The 20,444-nt window shown below is 49.4% G+C and carries 29 protein-coding genes; 27 read left to right on the forward strand and 2 right to left on the reverse strand.

Features of this window, described 5'->3' with window-relative positions:
- Positions 1-3 precede the first annotated feature (3 nt).
- Genes FHS19_RS33545 through FHS19_RS33585 form a run of 9 tightly spaced genes read left to right on the forward strand, consistent with a single transcriptional unit; the run spans position 4 to position 5,358 of the window.
- Complete coding sequence (locus FHS19_RS33545; RefSeq protein ID WP_183587667.1) at positions 4-1,044, forward strand: major capsid protein; 1,041 nt, start codon at positions 4-6, stop codon at positions 1,042-1,044.
- Between the two features lie 21 nt (positions 1,045-1,065).
- Positions 1,066-1,257 (forward strand): hypothetical protein, encoded by a 192-nt coding sequence (locus FHS19_RS33550; RefSeq protein ID WP_183587669.1) that lies wholly within the window; start codon positions 1,066-1,068, stop codon positions 1,255-1,257.
- 14 nt (positions 1,258-1,271) lie between these two features.
- Positions 1,272-1,628, forward strand: a complete 357-nt coding sequence (locus FHS19_RS33555) for a hypothetical protein (protein ID WP_183587670.1) — start codon at positions 1,272-1,274, stop codon at positions 1,626-1,628.
- Positions 1,625-2,191, forward strand: a complete 567-nt coding sequence (locus FHS19_RS33560) for a phage tail protein (protein WP_183587672.1) — start codon at positions 1,625-1,627, stop codon at positions 2,189-2,191. Before FHS19_RS33555 ends, FHS19_RS33560 begins: the two co-directional genes overlap by 4 nt.
- Positions 2,188-2,706: a hypothetical protein gene (locus tag FHS19_RS33565; protein ID WP_183587674.1), complete on the forward strand. Its 519-nt coding sequence runs from the start codon at positions 2,188-2,190 to the stop codon at positions 2,704-2,706. Before FHS19_RS33560 ends, FHS19_RS33565 begins: the two co-directional genes overlap by 4 nt.
- Positions 2,696-3,019: a hypothetical protein gene (locus FHS19_RS33570; RefSeq protein ID WP_183587676.1), complete on the forward strand. Its 324-nt coding sequence runs from the start codon at positions 2,696-2,698 to the stop codon at positions 3,017-3,019. Before FHS19_RS33565 ends, FHS19_RS33570 begins: the two co-directional genes overlap by 11 nt.
- Before the next feature lie 3 nt (positions 3,020-3,022).
- Positions 3,023-4,462, forward strand: a complete 1,440-nt coding sequence (locus tag FHS19_RS33575; protein ID WP_183587678.1) for a phage tail sheath family protein — start codon at positions 3,023-3,025, stop codon at positions 4,460-4,462.
- Between the two features lie 17 nt (positions 4,463-4,479).
- The gene (locus tag FHS19_RS33580; protein WP_183587680.1) at positions 4,480-4,995 is read left to right on the forward strand and encodes a phage major tail tube protein; all 516 of its coding nucleotides are present in this window, start codon (positions 4,480-4,482) and stop codon (positions 4,993-4,995) included.
- Between the two features lie 21 nt (positions 4,996-5,016).
- A complete protein-coding gene (locus FHS19_RS33585) occupies positions 5,017-5,358 on the forward strand; it encodes a phage tail assembly protein (protein ID WP_183587682.1) in 342 nt (113 codons plus the stop codon).
- A gap of 233 nt (positions 5,359-5,591) precedes the next feature.
- Here FHS19_RS33585 and FHS19_RS33590 read toward each other — a convergent pair whose 3' ends face one another.
- Positions 5,592-5,804, reverse strand: coding sequence for a hypothetical protein (locus FHS19_RS33590; RefSeq protein WP_183587684.1), 213 nt, complete (start codon positions 5,802-5,804; stop codon positions 5,592-5,594).
- A 21-nt stretch (positions 5,805-5,825) separates the two neighbouring features.
- Here FHS19_RS33590 and FHS19_RS33595 point away from each other — a divergent pair, with 21 nt between their 5' ends.
- The 17 genes from FHS19_RS33595 (at position 5,826) to FHS19_RS33675 (ending at position 18,666) form a co-directional block, all read left to right on the forward strand.
- Positions 5,826-8,453 carry a phage tail tape measure protein gene (locus FHS19_RS33595; protein WP_183587686.1) on the forward strand — a complete coding sequence of 876 codons (2,628 nt, stop codon included), beginning with the start codon at positions 5,826-5,828 and terminating at the stop codon, positions 8,451-8,453.
- Positions 8,450-8,662: a tail protein X gene (locus FHS19_RS33600; RefSeq protein ID WP_183587688.1), complete on the forward strand. Its 213-nt coding sequence runs from the start codon at positions 8,450-8,452 to the stop codon at positions 8,660-8,662. Before FHS19_RS33595 ends, FHS19_RS33600 begins: the two co-directional genes overlap by 4 nt.
- Complete coding sequence (locus FHS19_RS33605; protein ID WP_183587690.1) at positions 8,659-9,705, forward strand: phage late control D family protein; 1,047 nt, start codon at positions 8,659-8,661, stop codon at positions 9,703-9,705. The genes FHS19_RS33600 and FHS19_RS33605 overlap by 4 nt, the downstream gene beginning before the upstream one ends.
- Positions 9,705-10,166 carry a phage baseplate assembly protein V gene (locus FHS19_RS33610; RefSeq protein WP_183587692.1) on the forward strand — a complete coding sequence of 154 codons (462 nt, stop codon included), beginning with the start codon at positions 9,705-9,707 and terminating at the stop codon, positions 10,164-10,166. The genes FHS19_RS33605 and FHS19_RS33610 overlap by 1 nt, the downstream gene beginning before the upstream one ends.
- A gap of 12 nt (positions 10,167-10,178) precedes the next feature.
- A complete protein-coding gene (locus tag FHS19_RS33615; RefSeq protein ID WP_183587694.1) occupies positions 10,179-10,583 on the forward strand; it encodes a phage tail protein in 405 nt (134 codons plus the stop codon).
- Positions 10,580-10,900, forward strand: coding sequence for a GPW/gp25 family protein (locus FHS19_RS33620; protein ID WP_183587696.1), 321 nt, complete (start codon positions 10,580-10,582; stop codon positions 10,898-10,900). Before FHS19_RS33615 ends, FHS19_RS33620 begins: the two co-directional genes overlap by 4 nt.
- Positions 10,900-12,027 carry a baseplate assembly protein gene (locus FHS19_RS33625; protein WP_183587698.1) on the forward strand — a complete coding sequence of 376 codons (1,128 nt, stop codon included), beginning with the start codon at positions 10,900-10,902 and terminating at the stop codon, positions 12,025-12,027. Before FHS19_RS33620 ends, FHS19_RS33625 begins: the two co-directional genes overlap by 1 nt.
- The gene (locus FHS19_RS33630) at positions 12,020-12,574 is read left to right on the forward strand and encodes a phage tail protein I (RefSeq protein ID WP_183587700.1); all 555 of its coding nucleotides are present in this window, start codon (positions 12,020-12,022) and stop codon (positions 12,572-12,574) included. The genes FHS19_RS33625 and FHS19_RS33630 overlap by 8 nt, the downstream gene beginning before the upstream one ends.
- A gap of 10 nt (positions 12,575-12,584) precedes the next feature.
- Positions 12,585-14,195 carry a phage tail protein gene (locus tag FHS19_RS33635; RefSeq protein WP_183587702.1) on the forward strand — a complete coding sequence of 537 codons (1,611 nt, stop codon included), beginning with the start codon at positions 12,585-12,587 and terminating at the stop codon, positions 14,193-14,195.
- A gap of 14 nt (positions 14,196-14,209) precedes the next feature.
- Positions 14,210-14,524 (forward strand): hypothetical protein, encoded by a 315-nt coding sequence (locus tag FHS19_RS33640; protein WP_183587704.1) that lies wholly within the window; start codon positions 14,210-14,212, stop codon positions 14,522-14,524.
- Between the two features lie 16 nt (positions 14,525-14,540).
- Positions 14,541-14,681 carry a hypothetical protein gene (locus FHS19_RS33645; RefSeq protein ID WP_183587705.1) on the forward strand — a complete coding sequence of 47 codons (141 nt, stop codon included), beginning with the start codon at positions 14,541-14,543 and terminating at the stop codon, positions 14,679-14,681.
- Positions 14,682-14,744: 63 nt separating this feature from the next.
- On the forward strand, positions 14,745-15,059 hold the full coding sequence (locus FHS19_RS33650) for a hemolysin XhlA family protein (protein WP_246426956.1): 315 nt from the start codon (positions 14,745-14,747) through the stop codon (positions 15,057-15,059).
- Positions 15,060-15,082: 23 nt separating this feature from the next.
- The gene (locus FHS19_RS33655; protein WP_183587707.1) at positions 15,083-15,367 is read left to right on the forward strand and encodes a phage holin family protein; all 285 of its coding nucleotides are present in this window, start codon (positions 15,083-15,085) and stop codon (positions 15,365-15,367) included.
- On the forward strand, positions 15,348-16,151 hold the full coding sequence (locus FHS19_RS33660) for an N-acetylmuramoyl-L-alanine amidase (RefSeq protein WP_183587709.1): 804 nt from the start codon (positions 15,348-15,350) through the stop codon (positions 16,149-16,151). The genes FHS19_RS33655 and FHS19_RS33660 overlap by 20 nt, the downstream gene beginning before the upstream one ends.
- A gap of 158 nt (positions 16,152-16,309) precedes the next feature.
- On the forward strand, positions 16,310-16,639 hold the full coding sequence (locus tag FHS19_RS33665; protein ID WP_183587711.1) for a hypothetical protein: 330 nt from the start codon (positions 16,310-16,312) through the stop codon (positions 16,637-16,639).
- A 596-nt stretch (positions 16,640-17,235) separates the two neighbouring features.
- On the forward strand, positions 17,236-17,433 hold the full coding sequence (locus FHS19_RS33670; protein ID WP_246426957.1) for a hypothetical protein: 198 nt from the start codon (positions 17,236-17,238) through the stop codon (positions 17,431-17,433).
- A 267-nt stretch (positions 17,434-17,700) separates the two neighbouring features.
- The gene (locus FHS19_RS33675; protein WP_183587713.1) at positions 17,701-18,666 is read left to right on the forward strand and encodes a DUF4062 domain-containing protein; all 966 of its coding nucleotides are present in this window, start codon (positions 17,701-17,703) and stop codon (positions 18,664-18,666) included.
- A 123-nt stretch (positions 18,667-18,789) separates the two neighbouring features.
- Here FHS19_RS33675 and FHS19_RS33680 read toward each other — a convergent pair whose 3' ends face one another.
- Complete coding sequence (locus FHS19_RS33680; protein WP_183587715.1) at positions 18,790-19,647, reverse strand: ATP-dependent DNA ligase; 858 nt, start codon at positions 19,645-19,647, stop codon at positions 18,790-18,792.
- 507 nt (positions 19,648-20,154) lie between these two features.
- On the opposite strand from FHS19_RS33680, the gene FHS19_RS33685 reads away from it, so the two are divergent.
- Positions 20,155-20,433: a hypothetical protein gene (locus tag FHS19_RS33685; protein WP_183587717.1), complete on the forward strand. Its 279-nt coding sequence runs from the start codon at positions 20,155-20,157 to the stop codon at positions 20,431-20,433.
- Positions 20,434-20,444: the final 11 nt, after the last annotated feature.

The raw sequence follows: 20,444 nt of genomic DNA on the forward strand, positions 1-20,444 counted from the left end.
AACATGGCATCTTATCACGAAATTTTAGAAATTCCAACACTGGTCCAGGTCGTTGAGGCATTCCCTGAAGATTCGTATTACTTGACGAACACATTCGCAAGTGAAGGCGAAACGTTCACGACAGATGAAGTCGAGATCCAAACCAAAAAGGGCCATCGTCCGTTGGCCCCATATGTGAACGAATTGCTCCCAGGTAAGGTTGTATTGCGTACTGGATTTACTTCCAAGACGTACACGCCTGCGCTGTTGAAGCCGATGCGCGTCATCACACGCCACGATCTGAAGGTAAAGCAGGCCGGCGAAACGCTGTTGAACCCTAAGTCTCCTGAAGAACGTTATCAGGAACTGATCGTAAAGGATTTGTCTGAACTGACAGATACCATCGATCGTCGTAAAGTGCAGCAGCTCTCCGAAATCATGTTTACGGGTAAAACCGAGCAGGTCGGCGAGGGCGTGAGTCAGATTCTCGATTGGGGATTCACGAACATTGAAGTGCTGTCTGGCACTGACTTGTTCTCCAACCCAGAGACCGACGTTATTGGATATCTCACTGAAAAAGTTCAGGAGGTAATGTCAAAGAGTGGACGTACAATGCGCAGAGTTCTCACCACATACGATGTGGCTAAAACCATCGTGCGTCACCCAACAGTTCTAGATTTGATCAAGAACGGTAAAGAGAATCTGGACATGGGCGATCTGAATCAACAAATCTTGCCAGAGGGCGTTGTCTATCACGGTTACCTGCGTCAAGCCAACTTGCAAATCTGGTCGTACACCAACTCCTACACCGATGAGGACGGTAAGGAAGTGAGCTATATCCCAGCGGGAACGCTCGCTTTGCTGCCTGATGGTCAACCGTTCGAATTCTTGTACGGAGCGAACTTGGTCGCTGATGAAAACGGTAATTTCGTGTTTGCCGAGGCTAAGATCTACCCGCAGGTTTTGAACGAAATTGAGCCGCCAAGCCGGAAACTTCAATTGCTGTCCCGTCCGATCTGCGTTCCTGTAAATGTCGATGGCTGGTACGTCGCTAAAGTTCTTTAATCCAAGGGAGGATAAATAATCATGGCATATATCGCAGAATGGAACATCCGTCATAACGGTAAGAAAATCGCAATCGGGGAGGAAATCCCCAAGGACATGAAAAAAGAGGAGATTGACCGCCTGCTTAAAATCAAGGCGATCAAGGACCCAGAAGCTGAAGCAAAGGCTATCAAAGAAGCTGCCGCGAAGAAAGCGAAGGATGAGGCCGAATAAGGAGCTGATCCCTGATGAATCTTCGTGAACAAATGGCGAAAGATGTGAAGCAGACGTTTATGAATACGAATGAGTTCGCCGAGCTTCACACGGTCTCTACCTTTACGGATGAACAGAAGCAGTCCGGCCGGAAAGACCGGCAGCTCCCGATGATCATCGAGAAGTTCACTCTGGACGGCAGACCAATCCAAAGTGCTGACGGCGTGTCCGCCCATAACGCAATCGTTCATATTGCTCCTCACATTCTGGCCTATACCCCTCGGGTGGACCAGAATTTTTATTTGGACCTTATGCGGTATAAGGTCATGGGCGTGTCGAATGACACTGGTGTTCTGAAGATTGTCCTGCAGGCGAATGGTACGCGGCCATGAGTGACTTCTTTCAGATCAAGGACAATTTCAAGCAGGTTAACCGGTCATTGAAGCAAATGGACAAGGCCGTCCGTCAGGCGGTCCTGTCCAGCCTCAACCGGGCCACGCAGCGGGCCAAGACAGAAGCCGGTCGGAAGACGCGGGAGCGTTATGTGGTCAAGCAGAAGGAAGTCGTGGAGACGATCAGGATCCGGAAGGCGACCGGCAGTGCTCTGAAAGCGACAATGACTTCCCAGGGACACGCAATACCCCTGATTCGGTTCTCGGTTTCCCCGAAACGACGGCTCAAGCGGGCGCCCAAAGCCCTGAAAGCAGCGGTGTACCGGGGCGGCTCTAAGAAGCCGATTCCGGGTGCGTTCATCGCGAATGCCGGCAGTCATACTGGCGTGTTCGAGCGGGTCGGAAAGAAGCGCCTGCCGATCAAGGAGCTGCGAGGGCCTGCGGTACCTTCGATGGTCGGAAATGAAGTGGTCCGGGAGCATGTGCAGCAGGTGTACGGCGAGGAAATGCAGAAGCGCCTGCCGCATGAGCTTGACCGCACGTTAGGGAGGCTGAAGATGTGACTCCAAGCATGATCATGGATCAGCTGCAGAAATACCTGCAGGACATAACCCAGGAGATGGCCCTTGGACCGGATCGGCTCCGGCCGAACGTGTACAAAGTGGACCTGCCCGCGCGGGCGACGCCAGGTTATGACCCAGAGACGCAGGAAACGGATATACCGCCTCCTGTTGAGTCGACACTGCCCGAGGAACGAGATGAGCGCTGGCCGTTCATTATCGTCGTTTTTACTGGTCCGGCAGAGGATAACGAGGATGGATACAGGACAGTCCCGATGGATTTTATATTTGGCTGTGAAGGAACAGGTCCCGACGGGTACATGGATGTGTTGCATCTCATGGAGTACGTGCGGGCCTCTTTATTACGAGAAACATACGAAGGATGGTCCTTCCGGCTGAGCCGGCCGCTCTCAATGGGGTTTGATGAAGAGCAGGCCGATCCATTCTGGACGGGCTACATGTCCACGACATGGGAAGTACCATCGATTGAAGAGGAGGTATGGAAGCATGGGTTCTAAGAAGAACGAAGAGAAGCAGGAAGAGCGGCAGGCCGTGGTCGCGGCCGATACTGAGGTCCAGACGGTGCCCGCGGCGGCGGAGCGGGAGCAGCTGATATACATCGGCCCTCCCCTCCGTGAAGGCGGTGTCGGAATCCGGACGAACCAGACCTTTCTCGGCGGGCACCCGGCGTATTTCAAGCCGTTATACACAGCTTATCCACAAATCAAGGAGTTGTTCGTTCCGGTGGATAAGCTGCAGGAAGCACAAAAACAAATCAAGAAGACAGGAACGGCTCTGAACGCCGCCCTCCTGTCCCTGAAGGGAGTGTAAGGCATGGCAGAATTTCACGGTGTAAAAGCATCGGAAACATTCGCCCCTAAGGCAGCGGTGGTGCAAACCAACACGCTGCCTGTTTATTATGGCACGGCACCAATCAACCAGGTGGCGGACCCGGCCGCCGCAGTGAACAAGGTGATCCTGACGTACAACCTTGAAGACTTCAAGAAGAAACTCGGATTTTCATGGGACTGGAAATCCTTCACGCTTTGCGAGGCTGCGCAGGCTCATTTCGTCAATAATGAGCAATCCCCGGTCGCGTTCGTAAACGTCCTTGATGTGACCGACAAAGAAGCGACAGCGCCGGCAGCTGCAGAATTCACTGACGGCATTTATACGATCGAAAAAGAGGGGGTCCTGAAAGCCTCGGTTACCGTCAAAGACGGGACTACTGAGTATGTGGCAGGAAAGGACTTCTCCCTTACGTTCAACGATGCCGGCAAGCTTGTGATTGCCATCCTGGCTGGAGGGGATATCCCGGCTGGCACGACGTCGCTACAGGTAGGGTATGACGCCCTCAAACCTTCTGCGATTAATGCTGCACGGATCATCGGCGGGACCGACTCGCAGACGGGTGTCCGGACGGGTCTAGAGCTCATCGAGGACGTGTTCATGGAAACATCATTTGTGCCGAACCTGATCGTGGCCCCTGGCTTCTCGGACGATCCGACGGTGGCAGCATTGATGGTCGCCAAAGCGAAGAACATCAACGGGCTATTTGAGGCATTCGCCGTTACGGACCTGGATGCGAGTCAGAAATACATGGACATCGCGACCTGGAAAGAGGACAACGGGTACACCGATCCTTTGCAGGCGAACACCTACCCGATGATGACGTACAAGGGCCGCATATACCACGCCTCGACGCTCATCACGGCGGCCATGGTAGCCACGGACCAGTCAAACGACGGTGTGCCCGTTGAAACCCCATCGAACAAACTGATCACGGCAGACGGTACGGTCTATAAAGATGGCACTCCAGTAAACATTCCATTTGATCAAGCAAACATCCTGAATGCAAACGGGATTGTAACGGCGATCCGTTGGCCGGATGGATTTAAGGCATGGGGGAACCGAACAGGCGGATATCCCGAGTTTACAGATGCCCAGCGGGCATTTATCCCAGTCCGGCGGATGTTTGGTTACATCAAAAATAACCTGATCCTCCGTTTTTGGCAGAAAGTAGATGATCCGCTTAATCGTCAATTGATTGAATCCGTTGTCGATGATGCCAACGTTTGGCTTAACGGCTTGGTAGGAGCCGGGTACTTGCTTGGCGGCCGGGTGGAGTTTCTTGCCTCCGACAATCCATCTGATCAACTCGGAAACGGAAAAATGGTCTACCGGGTGTATGTCACGCCGCCATCAATGGCACAGGAAATCGAATTTATTGTCGCTTACGATGCTTCTTATCTGGCTTCGCTGACAGCGGCGTAAGAAAGGACTGATAATATATGAATCAAATCCCGGTAAAACTGGTAGGGCTCCGATCCTTTTTGAACGGTACGGAGCGGGCAACTGCAGACATTACGCTGCCATCGCTTACGCAAATGACGGATACGTTATCCGGAGCGGGCATCCTTGGGGAGATTGATCTTCCTTCCCCGGGACACTATTCTTCATTGGAACTTGGGATTGCCTGGCGGACGATTAACGAAGGAGTCTTCGAAATTGCAGGCCCTGAAGAAAATTCCCTTGAATTTAGAGGGGCATTCCAGGAATATGTGGTAAGCAAAGGTAACGTGACCAAAGCCGTGAAGATCGTCGCTAAAGGACAGAGCAAAGGGATCGATCTTGGTACGTTAGCTCAAAATGCGACCACTGGTACCTCCAACTCCGTCGAATTGACTTACTTGAAAATTTTCATCGATGGTAGCGCTTGGTTCGAACTGGATAAGTTGAACTATGTTTTCCGAATTAACGGAAAAGACGCACTTTACGATGTCAGAAAAGCCCTTGGTTTGGCCTAATAGAGAGGAGAAAACATGGTTATGGAAGAGACGAAAAAAGAAGAATTGCAGCAAACACAAGGAGCCGGGACGGTCGTTAAACTGTCCCGGCCTTTTATTTGGGAGGACACCGAATATAAGGAACTTAACCTCGATTTTGAAAAACTGTCCGGTGACGACATCATCTCCCTTGAAGGTGATTTCTTGGAGATGAACCAAGGCAGAAACTTCCTCCCTGCATTTAAAAAGGACCATCCTGCTTACCTGGCGGTACTCGCTGCCAAGGCACAGGGTGTCCATTTCAATTTTATGAAGAAACTGCCTGCGAAGGACTTTAACACTGTGGTGGACGCTGCGCGAAATTTTTTGAACAACTGGGGCTGATCGACGATCCCCCAGCTGAGCTGATGGAAATCTGCTTTGTGATCGCTGAGGCCGGGGGCTCTCCGGTCGAATACATGTCCCGATCCATCCGGGAGCTGAGGAAATGGCTGAAGGCGCGGAACAGTTTCGTGAAAAAACGTAACGAGATTAAAGAGGCGGCGAAGGAAGGGGGTTAACCGATGCCAAAAAAATATGAGATGTCATTCGAGCTCAATGGCGACATTGACCCCCGACTATCGCGGACGTTTGACTCGCTTTCCAAGGATGTCACAGAGCTCGGCCGGGACTTCAACAGCCTGCAGCGGACGAAGGGATTCCGGAAGATCACCCAGGACGCGGAGGAAGCACAGGGCGCATTCCACGAGCTGCGGGAGGACGTCAAGGAATTCGGTGAGGTATTCGAAAAGACGCTGCAGTTCACAGGAGCACACGCTATTATCACTCAAGTCGGTGATATGTTCTCCAACATGATCAGCGAGGTCGGCGCGCTGGACGACTCTGTTCACCAGATGGGTGCGGCGACGGGGGCCACGCAGCAGGAGATGGCCCAGTTCAAGGATACAATCCAGGACATTTACAACAGCAATTACGGTGAGGGGTTCGATGATATAGCCGACTCCCTAGTAAATGTCCGTCAGGTTACCGGACTGGCCGGGGATGCGCTGGAGCAGGCGACAAAGAACGCGCTCATTCTGCGGGATACCTTCGGATATGACGTGAACGAGTCTGTCCGTACCATTGACGCACTTATGAGGAATATGGGGGTTACGGCAGACCAAGCATTCAACTTGATTGCTCAAGGCAGCCAGCGGGGGCTGAACCGTTCTGATGACCTCCTCGATACCTTGAATGAGTACTCCGTCCATTTTAAAGATGCGGGGTACAGTGCTGAGCAAATGTTCAGCATATTGGACTCTGGGTTGAAAAACGGGACCTTTAACGCAGATAAAATGGGGGATTTGCTGAAGGAATTCAATATCCGGATCCGCAGCGGAGACAAAAATGTCAACGATAGTTTGTCGGCGTTGTTTGCTTCTGACGGGATAGAGGACTTTATTACTGCCCTTAAAAAGGGTGGAGCTAAGACCAAAGAGTTTGCCCAACTCCTAAAACATGTCGACAAAGATACGGCTAACGATTTGGTTAAAGACCTGAATGGATCAGCCAAGAAATACTCGACGGCTGCCGCTGCAATCACCGAAATGATGGGTGATAGCGGTCGGATACTCAGCGGTTTATCAAACGGGTCTCTGCAAGCTAAAGATGCCTTGAATGAGATCATCAAAAAGCTCGATCAGATTGATGACAAGCAGTACAGAAACCAACTCGCTGTCGAGTTGTTTGGTACTCAGTACGAGGACCTTAAGGGTGCGGCTGTCGACTCTCTTCAGGATATCAATGGCGAGTATGACAAAACTCTCGATACCATGCAGCAGATTTCCAATGTCAAATACACCAGCGTGAAGAAGGAACTGCAGGGGCTTGGCCGGGAGCTCATGACAAACCTGGTTATTCCGATCGGCGAGGACGTTATGCCGGCGCTCAACAACGTGGCTCATTGGGCTTCCGACAACAAGGATCTGGTCAAGAACCTGGCCCTCGGCGTACCGGCAGCCATGCTGACCAGAAATGTCTACTTGATGGGCAAGGATTTCGCCAAGGTCGGCAAATCGCTATTCGACACGACGAACGGGGTCAGCAAATTCGGCAGAGCTCTTACGTTTATGACCAATCCGGTGGGAATTGCCGTCGGCGCTCTCGGATTGATCACAACGGGCGTCATTGCCTATAAACATCACCAGGAAGAGGCGCGGCAGGCCCTATTGAACATGGGGGATACGCTGCAAAAGTCCTTTGATGATTATGGCGCCGTTGACCATCAAGCAAAGCGGACGCAGAACCTGATCCGTGAGTACGACCGGTTGACCGAAAAGATCAACAACACGAAAACCCCCGCAAACGAGTTGACTGAAGCCCGCCGAAAGCTGGCCGATGTGGAGAAAGAACTGATTGACCTTAACCCCGAAATCCTAAAGGCAGAAGACGCCAAAAAGGATAGCTTCAGGGACCAGCTCGGATATCTGGATAAGCTCAACCAAACTCAACAGGAAATGGCCCGCCGTGATCTCGAATCCGAGGTGATGGATAAGCAGGATCAGTTACCTCAGTTGGTGGAAGAGTACAAAGACCTTGAAAAGAGCGTCAAATCGTATGATCAGGCATATATGGATGCGCTCAAATCCCGCGAGCAATATAAAGCATACATCAATGAGCGGGACTTAATCCTTAGTTCAACGTCTGATGGTAGTGAAGAACAAGCCAAACAGCTTTCTGCACTGGCCGATAAAATCCGAAGCCAAACGGGTAGGGATTACACGGATAAACTCGGGACTCTCGAATTTGACCTTGCTGATTTTATCAAAACATATGATAAGGCTAGGGAAAAGGTTAACGCTGCCCAAAGCGACATGGAAGAGGCAAAAAAGAGCTATCAGGAAACGTATGATGCTCAATTGAAGCTTATCGAGTTGCATGATTTGGGCGGGCAAACGATCGAAAGCCAAGCGGCAAAATATGCTAAGCTTAGCGACTCCGAGAAAAAACGGTTCGACCAGGCAATGAGAGATATTCAGACTCTAAACTCCGAGATGGATGATCTGCCTCTCTCAAAGCAAATCGACCTTTCCGTCGTTTGGAAGCAGGCCGGGTTTGATGCCATCCAGGCTGCTCAGAAATCACTTGGCGGCAAAGCAAATGTCGGCATAAAGGTTGCTGGCGTCCAGCCCGCAGCATATGCAGAAGGTGACCTTGTGACTCGCCCAACCCTGGCATGGATCGGCGAGGGCGGAGACGACGAGTTCGTCATCCCGGTCAATAATTCCAAGCGTTCCAGAGGGCTGTATGCAGCTGCTGGTGAGGCGCTGGGTATCTCCCCTGCTGGCGGCGGCAGTTTCGTTTATAATCCTCAAATCACGATCCAAGGCAATGCCGATGAGAAAGTGATCCGTTCGGTATTAAATGACGACCAGAAACGATGGGAGCAAAAAATGGCCGCGTACCAGCGGCAGCAGCAAAGGAGAAACCTTGCACAATGAGTACGTACAGAACGATCCAGGGCGATACCTGGGACGGGATAGCCTATAAGATCGCGGGCACCGAGGAGTTCATGACGCCGCTCATGCAGGCCAATCCCGACTATGCTGAGATCGTGATCTTTCCGACGGGAATCATTCTGAATATCCCTGATGTCGTGATTCAAGCAGCTGATATATTGCCTCCGTGGAGAAGGGAGGAAGACGTATGACCAGCCTAGTGGAAAATGGGCGGTACGCCTTCCTCTCTCTTTTTTTCAATGGCGTGAAGGTTAAAGATGAAGACCTTCAGGATTATCTCATGAGCTTCGCCTACAACGACGGATACTCCGGTCAGGCCGACGACATCACAATTAATCTTGATGATCGGGAAGGCCGCTGGATCAAAGGCTGGGTCCCGGTCATCGGCGATGAAATCAAGGCTGAAATCGTGACATGGCACTGGGACAAGGCGGGTGAAAAGAAGAAGCTGCCGTGTGGCAAGTTCTATCTCAAATCCTTCACCTATGCAGGCAGGGTGGTCACGATGGAAGCAAGCGCTCTGCCCGTGGAGGGGAATTCCTCCAAACAAGAGAAACGGTCGAAGTCCTGGGAAAAGATCAAGCTTCAAACGGTGGCCATAGAGATTGCCAATCGTGCGAAGTTGAAGCTGGTGTATGAATCATCTTCGAACCCGACCTATGACAGGTTGGACCAGACGGAGCAAACGGACTTTGAATTCTTGCTCGACCTCGCCCAGCGGGAAGGGATTACGCTGAAGGTGAGCGGCTCGAAATTGATCATGTTTGACGAAGAAACGTACGAGAAAAAGGATCCGGTCATGCCGATCGAACTTGGCATATCGAATGTGTTGGATTATTCATTCGAAATGAACAGCGAGAGCGCGGCGTATGGTTCGTGCGAGGTCGTGTACACAGCACCCAAGACCAAGACCTCCAAGTCCAAGACGATCAAAGGGTCGTATAAGCTCCCCAAAGCAGTTAGCCTCCCGGTGCTTCGTGTGAATGAACAAGTAGACACTGTCTCCGAGGCGAACCGGCTGGCGAAAAATCGACTCCGTGAGCAGAACAAGAAGTCCGGCTTAGCCCGGATCACGCTCGAGGGAAATACCAGCATTGCAGCCGGTCAGACCATCGAGATCAAAGGCTGGGGCTATTTTGACGGGAAGTACATCATCGAGAACGCAAACCATAACATTGATGCTACGAGCGCTTATGCGACGGACATTCAAATTAGAAAGGTGTTGGGATGGTAATGGCGGCTAATTTACTCGCGGAGTTGGTCAAGATCGGTGAATGCTCAACCGTTGATCATGAGACGGGTACGCTCACCGTGACTTTTCAAGACCGGCAGAACACGGTGACCCGGGACATTCCGGTAATCTTCGCCGGTGGATTCGGGGCGGGAAACGGGATGCCGAAGGAAGGCGACACCGTCGTATGTCTGATGCTTGGAAACGGACTGAGTAACGGGGTATGCCTGGGCGTCATACCCGACACTGTCCCGGGTACATCCGACCAGCAAGGCGTTTATTTCGAGGACGGCAGCTACGTCTATTTCGACCGGGCCCAGCAAAAGTTGATGGTCAAGGCGGCCAGCGGTGTACAAATAGACGGAGATCTCACGGTGACCGGACGTGTGACTGTGTCAAGCGGTGCAAAGATTGACGGAGACCTCGCTGTAACCGGGAATGTAACTGCCGCAAACATTGAATGAGGAGGCACGGATATGGCATTACCTGATGGCGTTGGCGTCCTGGGCGACATCGTGTTTATCGTGACATCATACAAGGTCCGGACATTTGAAGGGCTCACTCGGACCTCGAATGATCGATGGGCCAATAATGAAATCATCCACAAAAAGCCGCGCAGTCAGTTCCTCGGTCCGGGGCTTGATACCTTCGACTTGACGGTCCGAGTGGACGCGAGGCTGGGTCTGAATCCCCGGGCTGAGGTGGATAAACTGGTTCAATACAGCCGGGAGGGAAAAGTCATGAAATTTACAGTAGGCGGTAAAGGAATGGGCGTGGATCGGGTGAAGATCACAAGCATGACCCAAAACTGGGAAACGCTCGATAACCGGGGCAACCTGATCAGCGCGACCTATTCGCTCACATTGGAGGAATACGTATGACGACATCGTACACGGTTACCGTGGATTCCACCGAAATTAAGTTCGGCATGACGGGGGTGGAGTCGGTGAAACAGAATATCCGCCTGATTTGCACGACCGTGATCGGCACCTGCCCCTTGGATCGGGCTCTTGGGGTTGACCCTGTTGTCATAGACCAGGCGCTACCGGCGGCGGGCGCCCTGCTGCAGGTGAACATCCAGTCGGCTATTGAGGAATTCGAGCCGCGCGCGACGGTAACTGACATCACCCTAAACTGGGGATCGACCAGGCTAATACCCACAATTAAATTTGTGCTGACAGAGGAGGTGGCCGGCTGATGGAATTCGTGAATTTACCGGATATCCAATTCACCGACCAACAGGTCCAGAGCATCAAGGACGCGGTGCTCACGTCGATCGAAGCGAAGACGGGCAGGACGATGAACCGGGCGGATCCGGACCGGATTTTCATGTTGGCTTTGGTGGACGAAATTATTCAGCTGCGGGTTCTCATCGACCAGGTGAAGAAAGGGGATCTGCTGAAATACGCAAGAGGCGGGGCGCTCGAACATTTGGGCGCTTTTTATAATGTATACCGACTCGACGCGGAGGCGGCGCGTACGACCATTCGATTTACTTTGTCGATGCCTCTGACCTCTCCCCAGACAATTCCGGCCGGGACGCGGGTGGGTGTCCAGAATAGCGGGGGCGCCATGTACTTCTCGACGACGGAGGCGGCCGTGATTCCGGCAGGGGGCACGGTCAAGGACATTTCTGCCGCTGCCAGTGTGACAGGGACAGCCGGGAATGGATTCATCCCTGGGCAGGTAAACACGATCATGGACCCACTCCCGTATGTGCAGAGCGCAGTCAATGTGACGGAGAGTGCCGGCGGCGCGGACGTCGAATCTGATGAGGCATTAAGGACGCGAATACGCCTGGCGCCGGAAAGCTTTAGCGCAGCGGGGCCGCGGGAGGGATACATCTACTGGGCCAAGACGGCCAGCCCAGCGATCATCGACGTGGCCGCTGTCTCCCCGGCAGATCGCGAGGTGCTGGTCATACCATTGCTGCAGGGCGGCGAGTTGCCGACCCAGGACATCATTTATCAGGTCAGCGCCGCCGTGAATGACCGGGCAGTCCGGCCGCTCACTGACCACGTAACCGTGCAGGCGCCGGAGGTGGTGCCCTACGATATCACCCTGACCTATTACATTTCATCATCTAATGTGGCGGCGGAGACGACGATCCAGGCGGCCGTCAACAAGGCTATCGACGAATATAGGCTATGGCAAAAATCAAAGCTCGGGCGGGACATTAACCCATCGGAGCTTATTTGGCGTGTGAAGTCGGCCGGGGCGCTGCGGGTCGATGTATCGGCACCCACGAACATCGAGGTGTCCGAGCTGCAGGTAGCTCAAGAGGGCAACGTAAATATCACCTATGGAGGGTTGGCCGATGACTGACGTGAGAAACATGTCCCTGCTCGACTTGCTGCCGACGAGCATTAAATACGATCCCGAGGTGATCGCGATCGCGGAAGCGCTGGACGAACAAGTCCGGGTGGCCGTTGACGAGATGTACAAGCTGCCGCTCTTCTCCCGGCTTGACGAGTTGACCGACGAGGAAGCCGACGAGCTGGCTTGGCAATTCCACGTCGACTTTTACGACCCTACGCTGCCGATCGAGCAGAAGCGCGAGCTTGTAAAGAACGCATTCAAATTCCATCGGCGGAAAGGGACGCCCGCGGCGATCGAGGACCTGATCACCATCCTATTCGGGGAAGGGAAGGTCGAGGAATGGTTTGAGTACAACGGGCAGCCAGGGCGGTTTCGGGTAATCACGAACAACCCGGCTGTAACACTGGAACGCGCACAGGAGTTTTACAGAGCGATTGAATCGGTCAAGCGCCTAAGCGCACACCTGGAAGAGGTTATCCTGTCACAAACCGAATCTTTGCAGCTTTATTTCGGGACCGGCATGGTCGTCAATGAACACATCATTATCAGGTAGGGGTGAAAAAATGTCATCATTTGGAGCTAAGGGATTAACCAATAAAGGGAGAGTGCTGCAGGCAAAGGCACAAGCAGGGTCGCAGCTGAAATACACCAAGTTCGTGCTGGGTGACGGCCAACTTGCCGGGCAGTCAATCGCGACACTCATAAACGTGGTAAGCCCAAAAAAAACGGTTGAGGTAAGTCGGTTGAAGATGAACCCGCCGGATCAGGCGATGGTCGGGTTTGTTCTTTCTAATCAGGATGTTGCGACGGGTTTTTACTTTCGGGAGCTCGGTCTGTACGCCTTGGACCCAGACGAGGGAGAGATCCTGTACTGGTACGCCAATGCCGGTGACACAGCAGACTATATCCCGCCGACGAACACAGGGGATGTGGTCAATAAGACAATTGATATGTTGGTTTACGTAGGGACGGCCTCAAACGTCACGTTGACCATCGATCAAAATCTCGCTTATGTTACGCATGACGAATTAGATGAGGCCCTTGCTGGCCTGGACCCGGATATTCCGGATGCCTCGCTCACAGAGAAGGGGAAAGTTCAGCTATCCAGCGCAACGAATAGCACGTCCGAGTCTATGGCAGCCACGCCAAAGGCCGTAAAAGCGGCATATGATCGGGCCGATGCGGCTTTTACATCAGCCAGTGAAGGAAAAGGTAAGGTCCGCGATGCCATCACTGGCGTGAAAGGGACGGTAGCGGACGCGGACGGGGATGGGGTACCGACATATGATGAGTTGGTTACGGGAGTAAAGAGTATTCCCGCCGGGTTCACGGCAGATGCAACGGCTGCTGCGGGCGATATCCGTTCAGGGAAAACAGCCTATAAAGGCGCGGCAAAAGTGACGGGCACGCTAGTGACGCAGGCGACTGGTGCTCAAACCGTAACCCCAGGCACATCGAACATCGTGAAGCCCGCCGGTATTTACGATGGCGCGATTACGATCCTGGGGGATGCTGACCTTATCTCTGGTAACTTTCCGAAAGATGTGAGCCTTTTCGGAATACAGGGTGTCTTAGAGCGTCTAACTACAGCAGATCGAAACGCCATCATAGCGGCCATTGTAGCTAAGGGAGTCGCGGCGGGCTCGTCAGATACAAACGCTCAACTAGCAACGAAGATCGGGCAGATCAACACAGGATCACGGACGTATTACAATTTATCTGACAGCTATTTCAGGAATGGTCTTACTTATACAGACATGATCACCGTTCCAGCAGGAAAAACCTTCACGTTATTACCTGCTGATAATGGTGATGTTACGTTTCTTAGGGCGTATACAGGGACGTTTTCAGATGCTGGCGAATATCTAAGCGTATCTCTATCCATACGAACACCGGACGGGTCTTCAGAATCAGCAACTTTGTCCGCTTATTCGTCAAGTAATGGCGGGTACAGTTATCTTTATATCCCGATGCTCGAAGTTGATTTAGTGAATATGCGTTGGAGATATTCATATGGTTCAACTAATACAGTCCAAAATGGGTGGTCGAATCTATCAGGCGGGTATGGACCGCGGGTTATTTCTGTTAGGTATAATATTTACAATCCTAGAAATGCCGGATCAAACACCATTAACGGGGATGCCTATATCAAGGGAATTGGTATACTAATGTGATGGAGGTGCTTCAAATGAAATTCCTTGTTAAATATGAAAAAATCTCGGATACGACCGGGAACGTTACAATGATTGTTCAGAATCCTATTTATGAAGAACCCACGGAGGATAGTTTCTATACGGAGGACCTAACCTATCCTGAGCGGGAGAACATCCCGAACATGGACGCCTATCTCCGGGTTAACCTGGAAACTAAGGAACTGTATTATGATTACATCCTTCGTGAAACGTTTGAAACGAGGGTTTCCGCTTTGCAGCAAGAAAATGCAGAGCTTAAGCAGGCCATTGCCGATCTAACGATGACCTTGGCCGCTGTAATGGCAGGCTAGGAAGGAGGTGAATTTCATGACATACACAAAGGACAGTGGTCTTGTAAAGATTTGGGTCGGCCTAGTGATGAATGGCGATTACAAACTTGAGCAGGTGCCGAAGCTTTTCAACCTGAAAGAAGTCGTTACTGAAGTGATAACTGGCACAGCAGCCTAAAGCGTTCCGAAAAACGGAGCGCTATTTTTATGCCCTCGGGAGTGGTCCGGGGGGCATCTTTTATTGATATTGATCAAAGGGGGAAATGATGTGCCAGAAGAAAGGGTGAGTGAGTTGGAGGAAACCACAAAAGCGCTGGTAGATATACAGATCCAGTTAGCCCGGATTGAGAAGACACTTGAAACTGTACCGACATTAACCGCGACGCTTGAAGCGACCAGGGATTTGGCTAGAGAGGCCATGCAATCGGCCAAATCAGCTCATCACCGGTTGGACAAAATTGAAGACGGCCAGAAATGGCTTTGGAGAACAGTTAGCGGTTCTGTAATCACAATCGTAATTGGTGTTATCGTCGCTGCAATTAAATTTATTGGATAATAAAATTGAAAGGTTGATGAAAAATGGATTGGAATATGATTTGGCAATTGATTGACCCTAAGCTGCTTATTGTGGTGGCCGTATGTTGGGTGATTGGATATGTACTTAAACACACACCACTGGTACCTAATTGGAGTATCGTTTATATTGTACTGATTTTGGCCGTTGTGCTCACAGTCTGGATGCTGGGCTGGACCTCTGAGGCGGTCATACAGGGTATCCTTGCCGGCGCCTTTGCTGTGTTTGGCCATCAGGTTGTGAAGCAGGCCCAGATTGGAGCTGACCAGAATGAAAAAGGTATGGATTGATGCAGGGCATGGCGGTAAGGATCCGGGCGCATCTGCTAACGGATTGCAAGAAAAGAACGTTGTGCTTGAGTTATCGCTTGCAGTCAAAAGACAATTGGAATCCAAATATGATGGTGTGCAAGTCTTTTTATCCCGCAGCACAGATGTGTTCCTTGAATTGAAGGACCGAACTGATAAGGCAAATGCAGCCGGTGCAGATATCCTTGTTAGCATCCATTGTAACGCTGGTGGAGGCTCTGGTGGCTTTGAGACTTATCGGTATACTTCGGCGTCAGTTGCTTCTGCTGCTTTTCAAAACTTACTACACACGGAAATCATGTCACGGCTTAAACCATTTGGTGTCATCGATCGCAACCAAAAGGCTGCAAACCTCCACATGTGCCGTGAGAGCAAAATGCCGGCTGTGTTGACGGAAAACCTCTTTATCGATGTAGCATCCGATGCATCCAAACTGAAACGTCAAGAAGTCATTAACGCTTTAATCGATGGTCATGTTGCTGGGATCGCTAAATATCTGGAACTCGAGCGAATGGAGGAGAAGCCAGTGACACAGGAACGAGATATTAACCAAGTAAGTGATTGGGCTGCCGATGCCTGGGAAGCGATGACCCAAAACGGCTATGTTGATGGAACGCGCCCAGGAGCTACCATGACGCGGGAAGAGGGAGCAGTCATTTTCAACCGGCTGCGGACCAATTTGCTGAAGTTGATATCCGGCAATACACAGGAGATTAAGGACCTGGAAACTCGCCTGCTGCAAATTGAGAAAGAGGACCTTAAATAGAAACGAGAAGATCCTGCCGGCTACGCGCTGGCAGGATCCTTATTTTTTTGTTGACTCCTAAATTTCCCCACACTAAACTTGGTTTTGGGTAATGGCTGTTTCATAATTAGAGCAATTGCTACTCCGGTTGAATGTATTGTATGGAATGGGGGGCAAACATGAAGAAAGTGGGTTTACTTCTTACCATTTTTGTTTTAGCACTAGTGGGTTGTACTCACCATAGAGATGGATCATATACATCGGCAAGCTCGTATATCAAGGTTATTGATAAAGAAACCTCCAGTGACTATAAGGAAGCTTGGATTATGGCCTATAATCCATACAATTCGGAAGAAAAAGATCCGATGAAAATTATTGTTAGGGAACCTATGGTCTGGAATTTGATCGAAAAGGACAAAGAGTATTTTTCAACTTATAGTCAAGAAAAGGGAAAACCTTGGGTGTTGGAACAGATTTCGTATCCGGGTGATGAAAAAGGATTAAGATGATGTGGTCCAATCGCTTTATTCGAAAAAGGATCTGCTCCTCTCCCGGCCGTCTTTTTGGGCGGCCTTTTTTGTTTTAACCATTCCTTGTGGGAATATGGTAAAATTTCGGGAATGGGCAGGTGGATAAAAAGTGTCAACTCTGGCCATTTAATGTATAATGAGACTTACTTAAAGAGAGGTGATTATCATAATTAAAACAGTAAGTGGTGTTCTTTTTGAGGTACTTAGAAATGTTATTTACTTATTATTAGGATTATGTGTTTTGAATTTTATTGAAAAAAAATTAATACTGAGAATCGACGGTAGAATGGGTCTTATGGTGCCTCTAGCAATAGCAGACTTAATTTTATTATTTGTAGTACACCGCCAAATAATTGGTCCTAAAATAAAAAAATTAGCTCCTGACACCAGAAATTATTTGTTAATTATTTCGGTGTTGATTGTAACTACTATTTTCATGTTAAGTTAATTATTAAAAAACTGGAAGCGTGATATAGCACTTAAATACATATATAAATTAGTAGCTACCAGTGTCATCACGGCCGTCCTTTTTGGCGGTTTTTTTGTTTCGATTTATATTTAGGGAGTGAAATGCGATGAACAGCAGATTTATGAAGCCCCTGACTTCCCCGATCCATTTCCATACAGCTATGATAGAGCAAATCCCGGTGGCCGTCTTTACCGGCCAAGAAATGATCGGCAGCGGGAAAATTGTTGAAATTACAGATTTCGCTGTAAAAATCGGCGATGAATTCTATGTACGCGAAGCCTGCACGTTTAAATATGCGGTCTAAACTAAATACCCCCTGACTAAATTCATAGATAAATTACCATGACCTTAGCTTAATTCAAGAAAGGAACAGTTGCCGCCGGCGAATTGCTTCTTTCTTCTTGAATTAACGTTTCCCCGTAAGTTCAATGATTAATCAAGTGTATTCAATATGGATAAATTGTAAGATAATTACACGGTGAACCTTATCGCAAGTAAGGGGCAATATTGTAATGAATTGTATTCTGAACTAATGTTATAGTGTTCTATCAAAACTCAAAAAGGAGACATTATGAAGAAGAAACTCCAAATTTTTGTGTCATCAACTTATACAGATCTAATACCAGAGAGGCAGACAGCTGTCAAAGCGATATTAAATGCTGGGCACATCCCTGCTGGTATGGAGTTATTTACAGCAGGAGATGAGTCCCAACAAGATATAATTAAAAGATGGATCGAAGAATCGGATGCTTATATGCTAATCCTTGGCGGGCGGTATGGATCTATGCTACCAGATGGGTCGAAGAGCTACACACATTGGGAATATGATTATGCAGGCGAGATTGGAAAGCCACGGTTTGCAGTTGTATTAAGCGACAAATCATTACAATCAAAAATTGAAGAAATAGGGTTTCAGAACGTTCAGGAGCTTACTCACCCCCAAAAATATAAAGACTTCAGGGATGGTTTGTTCTCGTCAAAATTAGTTAGTGCTATAGATGACAGCAGAGATATTGAGCTTAGTATCTTCAAATCATTAAGGGAAATTGAAAGACGGGAGGACCTATCGGGTTGGGTTTCTGGTAAGGATGTCCCTAATGTTGTTACATACGCTGAGGAAAATATGAAACTTAGGAAAGAAAACGATAAACTAAGAGATGAACTTCAAAAAGTTCAAGATAAGCTAAAAATTGATGAAACTTTTAATGGCTTAGCATATACAGAATTAAAAGGCCTTTTATTAAAGGAAAATGTTAAATTGGATAGTCAACTGGCTGAAGCAACTGGTCGCAAAGAGATTAATTTATTGAGTCTGTTCATAACATTTGAAAATGAACTAGCTACGGGCGTATCCAATAGCAGACATACAACGGAGACGAGGATATTCCTGTTCTACAACGTAGCTCCAAAGTTAATGCGTTATGGTCTAATGGAAACCTATAAGGCAACAGGTATCAAGTACGATCAGGCACGAACTAGTAAGGATGGGCTTAAATTTTTAGCGCTATTTCATTCGAAAAAAATTAAAGAAAAGTAGTGAGCAGACATGGTCTACGTGTTGAACCGTATCTTATTCTCAAATATCTTGGCTGCGCTAAACCGCCCATTAGCTTAACGAAAAATGGAGCAGTTGCCAACGGCAAACTGCTCCATTGCTGGGTTAAACTATAAATCGTGTGAACACTGGACTGCGCAGCAGCCCTGCCTTGGTCCAGTTCCTCATTTTTACCTCGGCGCGGATCAGCGGCTCAAGGTAAACAAAGTTCTTGTCCTCACCTGAAACAATTCCTTTGCTAACCCCATAGAAAGCCTTCTTTTCCTTCGGCCCCGGTCCGTGCTCAATGATCCCAGTTGGCCGGAGCTTTCCGGATCCATCCAGGACGGCCGTGAGCCATCCGAGCTCATCTTTACGATACCCTGTGATAAATACCTCAGCATACGACCAATTTATAACCTTCTGCCATGCGTCCGACCGGCGGCTGACGTACCGGCTATTTTTACGTTTTCCGACCATGCCCTCCATCCCCCAGGCTCTCACCTGTTCGAAAAGCTCCTCTCCGGCGCCTTCAATAAAGGGAACTACACCGAAAGATGGGCCCGGCAATGTCAGACTGCTGAGAATTGCCTTGCGCTCCGTCAGCGGCAGCTTGCGGAGGTCGCGCCCTTTATATTGCAGAATATCAAAGACGACGAACGTGACAGGAAGAGTTCGTTGCAATCGATCTATCATGTCTGCCTTCTTGGCCTGGAACCGAGTCATGACTGCCTCAAAGTCCGATATACCGGTGGCTGGATCGACGCATGCAATCTCTCCGTCCAATATAATATCGTCGTCGAAGGGAAAATGTAGTTCTGGGTACTGCCGGGTGCAGTCGTTATTGTGCCGGGTGTACAGCCGGATAACCCCGGATTGCTGGGAATATATGAGCCGGTGACCGTCGACTTTGGGTTCGAATATATAATCCGAGTGGGAAAAGGGACTCGGTGCAGTTGCGAGTAACATAGGTTCAATGAACAAAAGAACACCCCCAAACCGATTATAGCGCTCATGAAATCGTTATAGGGGCGGGAACTACTGGAATTGCGATTCATTTAATTATGAATCCGTCTAAATTTAGATTTCATTGATTTCCTCAGTCGCATCACTAATAAAAGAAAGCATTCGTATAACGAGTAATTTTTTGCTATTGCTTTTTAAAAATGCAGACAACGGTTAAGAATGATATTTGAAGTGAGATTGTAATTAATAATGAAACAATAAGGCCTGTATCTCCAGTACCACTTTCTCCTAATACTGCTGCAAGCGAATAGCAAACAATTACGCTAATTATTACACTTAGTAAGAACGTAGCAAATCTTCTCATGAAAACACTCCTTATTTGTAGCAAAAACAGTAATTTTTACAACTATATCATAAAAATAAAACCACCGATTCAAAAAACAGCCAGTGGCTTTTTTTTACATTGATTATCGAACATTTGTTTGGGTATAATACAGGAACAGATGTTTGCAAGGAGGGGTTTGAATGCTTGCGGATTCTGAACGAAAAATGTTGCGGATCCTCAGTAATTATCTGACCCGGCACAATAAAATGCCGAACATGGAGCAGCTTGAGACTATGGCCGGCAAGCGCAAGGATCAAATTATTCAGTCACTTAAGGAGCTAGAAAAACAGGAGTATGTCCAGTGGGAAAACAAATCGTCAGTAGAGAACATTGTGATTTTGGAGGCGTGGGAGAGAGGGACGGCCCCTACCAAGAGCCCTAACATAAGCCGCGGGGCAGATTACTGGACCATGTATTGAGGAGGGTAAAA

This window comes from Paenibacillus rhizosphaerae (assembly GCF_014192015.1).
Lineage (GTDB): Bacteria > Bacillota > Bacilli > Paenibacillales > Paenibacillaceae > Paenibacillus_AQ > Paenibacillus_AQ rhizosphaerae.

Excerpts from the sequence above, each read along its gene's own strand:
- FHS19_RS33545 (WP_183587667.1), top strand. The coding sequence starts at position 4 with ATGGCATCTTATCACGAAATTTTAGAAATTCCAACACTGGTCCAGGTC.
- FHS19_RS33550 (WP_183587669.1), top strand. The coding sequence starts at position 1,066 with ATGGCATATATCGCAGAATGGAACATCCGTCATAACGGTAAGAAAATC.
- FHS19_RS33555 (WP_183587670.1), top strand. The coding sequence starts at position 1,272 with ATGAATCTTCGTGAACAAATGGCGAAAGATGTGAAGCAGACGTTTATG.
- FHS19_RS33560 (WP_183587672.1), top strand. The coding sequence starts at position 1,625 with ATGAGTGACTTCTTTCAGATCAAGGACAATTTCAAGCAGGTTAACCGG.
- FHS19_RS33570 (WP_183587676.1), top strand. The coding sequence starts at position 2,696 with ATGGGTTCTAAGAAGAACGAAGAGAAGCAGGAAGAGCGGCAGGCCGTG.
- FHS19_RS33575 (WP_183587678.1), top strand. The coding sequence starts at position 3,023 with ATGGCAGAATTTCACGGTGTAAAAGCATCGGAAACATTCGCCCCTAAG.
- FHS19_RS33580 (WP_183587680.1), top strand. The coding sequence starts at position 4,480 with ATGAATCAAATCCCGGTAAAACTGGTAGGGCTCCGATCCTTTTTGAAC.
- FHS19_RS33585 (WP_183587682.1), top strand. The coding sequence starts at position 5,017 with ATGGAAGAGACGAAAAAAGAAGAATTGCAGCAAACACAAGGAGCCGGG.
- FHS19_RS33595 (WP_183587686.1), top strand. The coding sequence starts at position 5,826 with ATGATCAGCGAGGTCGGCGCGCTGGACGACTCTGTTCACCAGATGGGT.
- FHS19_RS33600 (WP_183587688.1), top strand. The coding sequence starts at position 8,450 with ATGAGTACGTACAGAACGATCCAGGGCGATACCTGGGACGGGATAGCC.
- FHS19_RS33605 (WP_183587690.1), top strand. The coding sequence starts at position 8,659 with ATGACCAGCCTAGTGGAAAATGGGCGGTACGCCTTCCTCTCTCTTTTT.
- FHS19_RS33610 (WP_183587692.1), top strand. The coding sequence starts at position 9,705 with ATGGCGGCTAATTTACTCGCGGAGTTGGTCAAGATCGGTGAATGCTCA.
- FHS19_RS33615 (WP_183587694.1), top strand. The coding sequence starts at position 10,179 with ATGGCATTACCTGATGGCGTTGGCGTCCTGGGCGACATCGTGTTTATC.
- FHS19_RS33620 (WP_183587696.1), top strand. The coding sequence starts at position 10,580 with ATGACGACATCGTACACGGTTACCGTGGATTCCACCGAAATTAAGTTC.
- FHS19_RS33625 (WP_183587698.1), top strand. The coding sequence starts at position 10,900 with ATGGAATTCGTGAATTTACCGGATATCCAATTCACCGACCAACAGGTC.
- FHS19_RS33630 (WP_183587700.1), top strand. The coding sequence starts at position 12,020 with ATGACTGACGTGAGAAACATGTCCCTGCTCGACTTGCTGCCGACGAGC.
- FHS19_RS33635 (WP_183587702.1), top strand. The coding sequence starts at position 12,585 with ATGTCATCATTTGGAGCTAAGGGATTAACCAATAAAGGGAGAGTGCTG.
- FHS19_RS33640 (WP_183587704.1), top strand. The coding sequence starts at position 14,210 with ATGAAATTCCTTGTTAAATATGAAAAAATCTCGGATACGACCGGGAAC.
- FHS19_RS33645 (WP_183587705.1), top strand. The coding sequence starts at position 14,541 with ATGACATACACAAAGGACAGTGGTCTTGTAAAGATTTGGGTCGGCCTA.
- FHS19_RS33655 (WP_183587707.1), top strand. The coding sequence starts at position 15,083 with ATGGATTGGAATATGATTTGGCAATTGATTGACCCTAAGCTGCTTATT.
- FHS19_RS33660 (WP_183587709.1), top strand. The coding sequence starts at position 15,348 with ATGAAAAAGGTATGGATTGATGCAGGGCATGGCGGTAAGGATCCGGGC.
- FHS19_RS33665 (WP_183587711.1), top strand. The coding sequence starts at position 16,310 with ATGAAGAAAGTGGGTTTACTTCTTACCATTTTTGTTTTAGCACTAGTG.
- FHS19_RS33670 (WP_246426957.1), top strand. The coding sequence starts at position 17,236 with ATGAACAGCAGATTTATGAAGCCCCTGACTTCCCCGATCCATTTCCAT.
- FHS19_RS33675 (WP_183587713.1), top strand. The coding sequence starts at position 17,701 with ATGAAGAAGAAACTCCAAATTTTTGTGTCATCAACTTATACAGATCTA.
- FHS19_RS33685 (WP_183587717.1), top strand. The coding sequence starts at position 20,155 with ATGCTTGCGGATTCTGAACGAAAAATGTTGCGGATCCTCAGTAATTAT.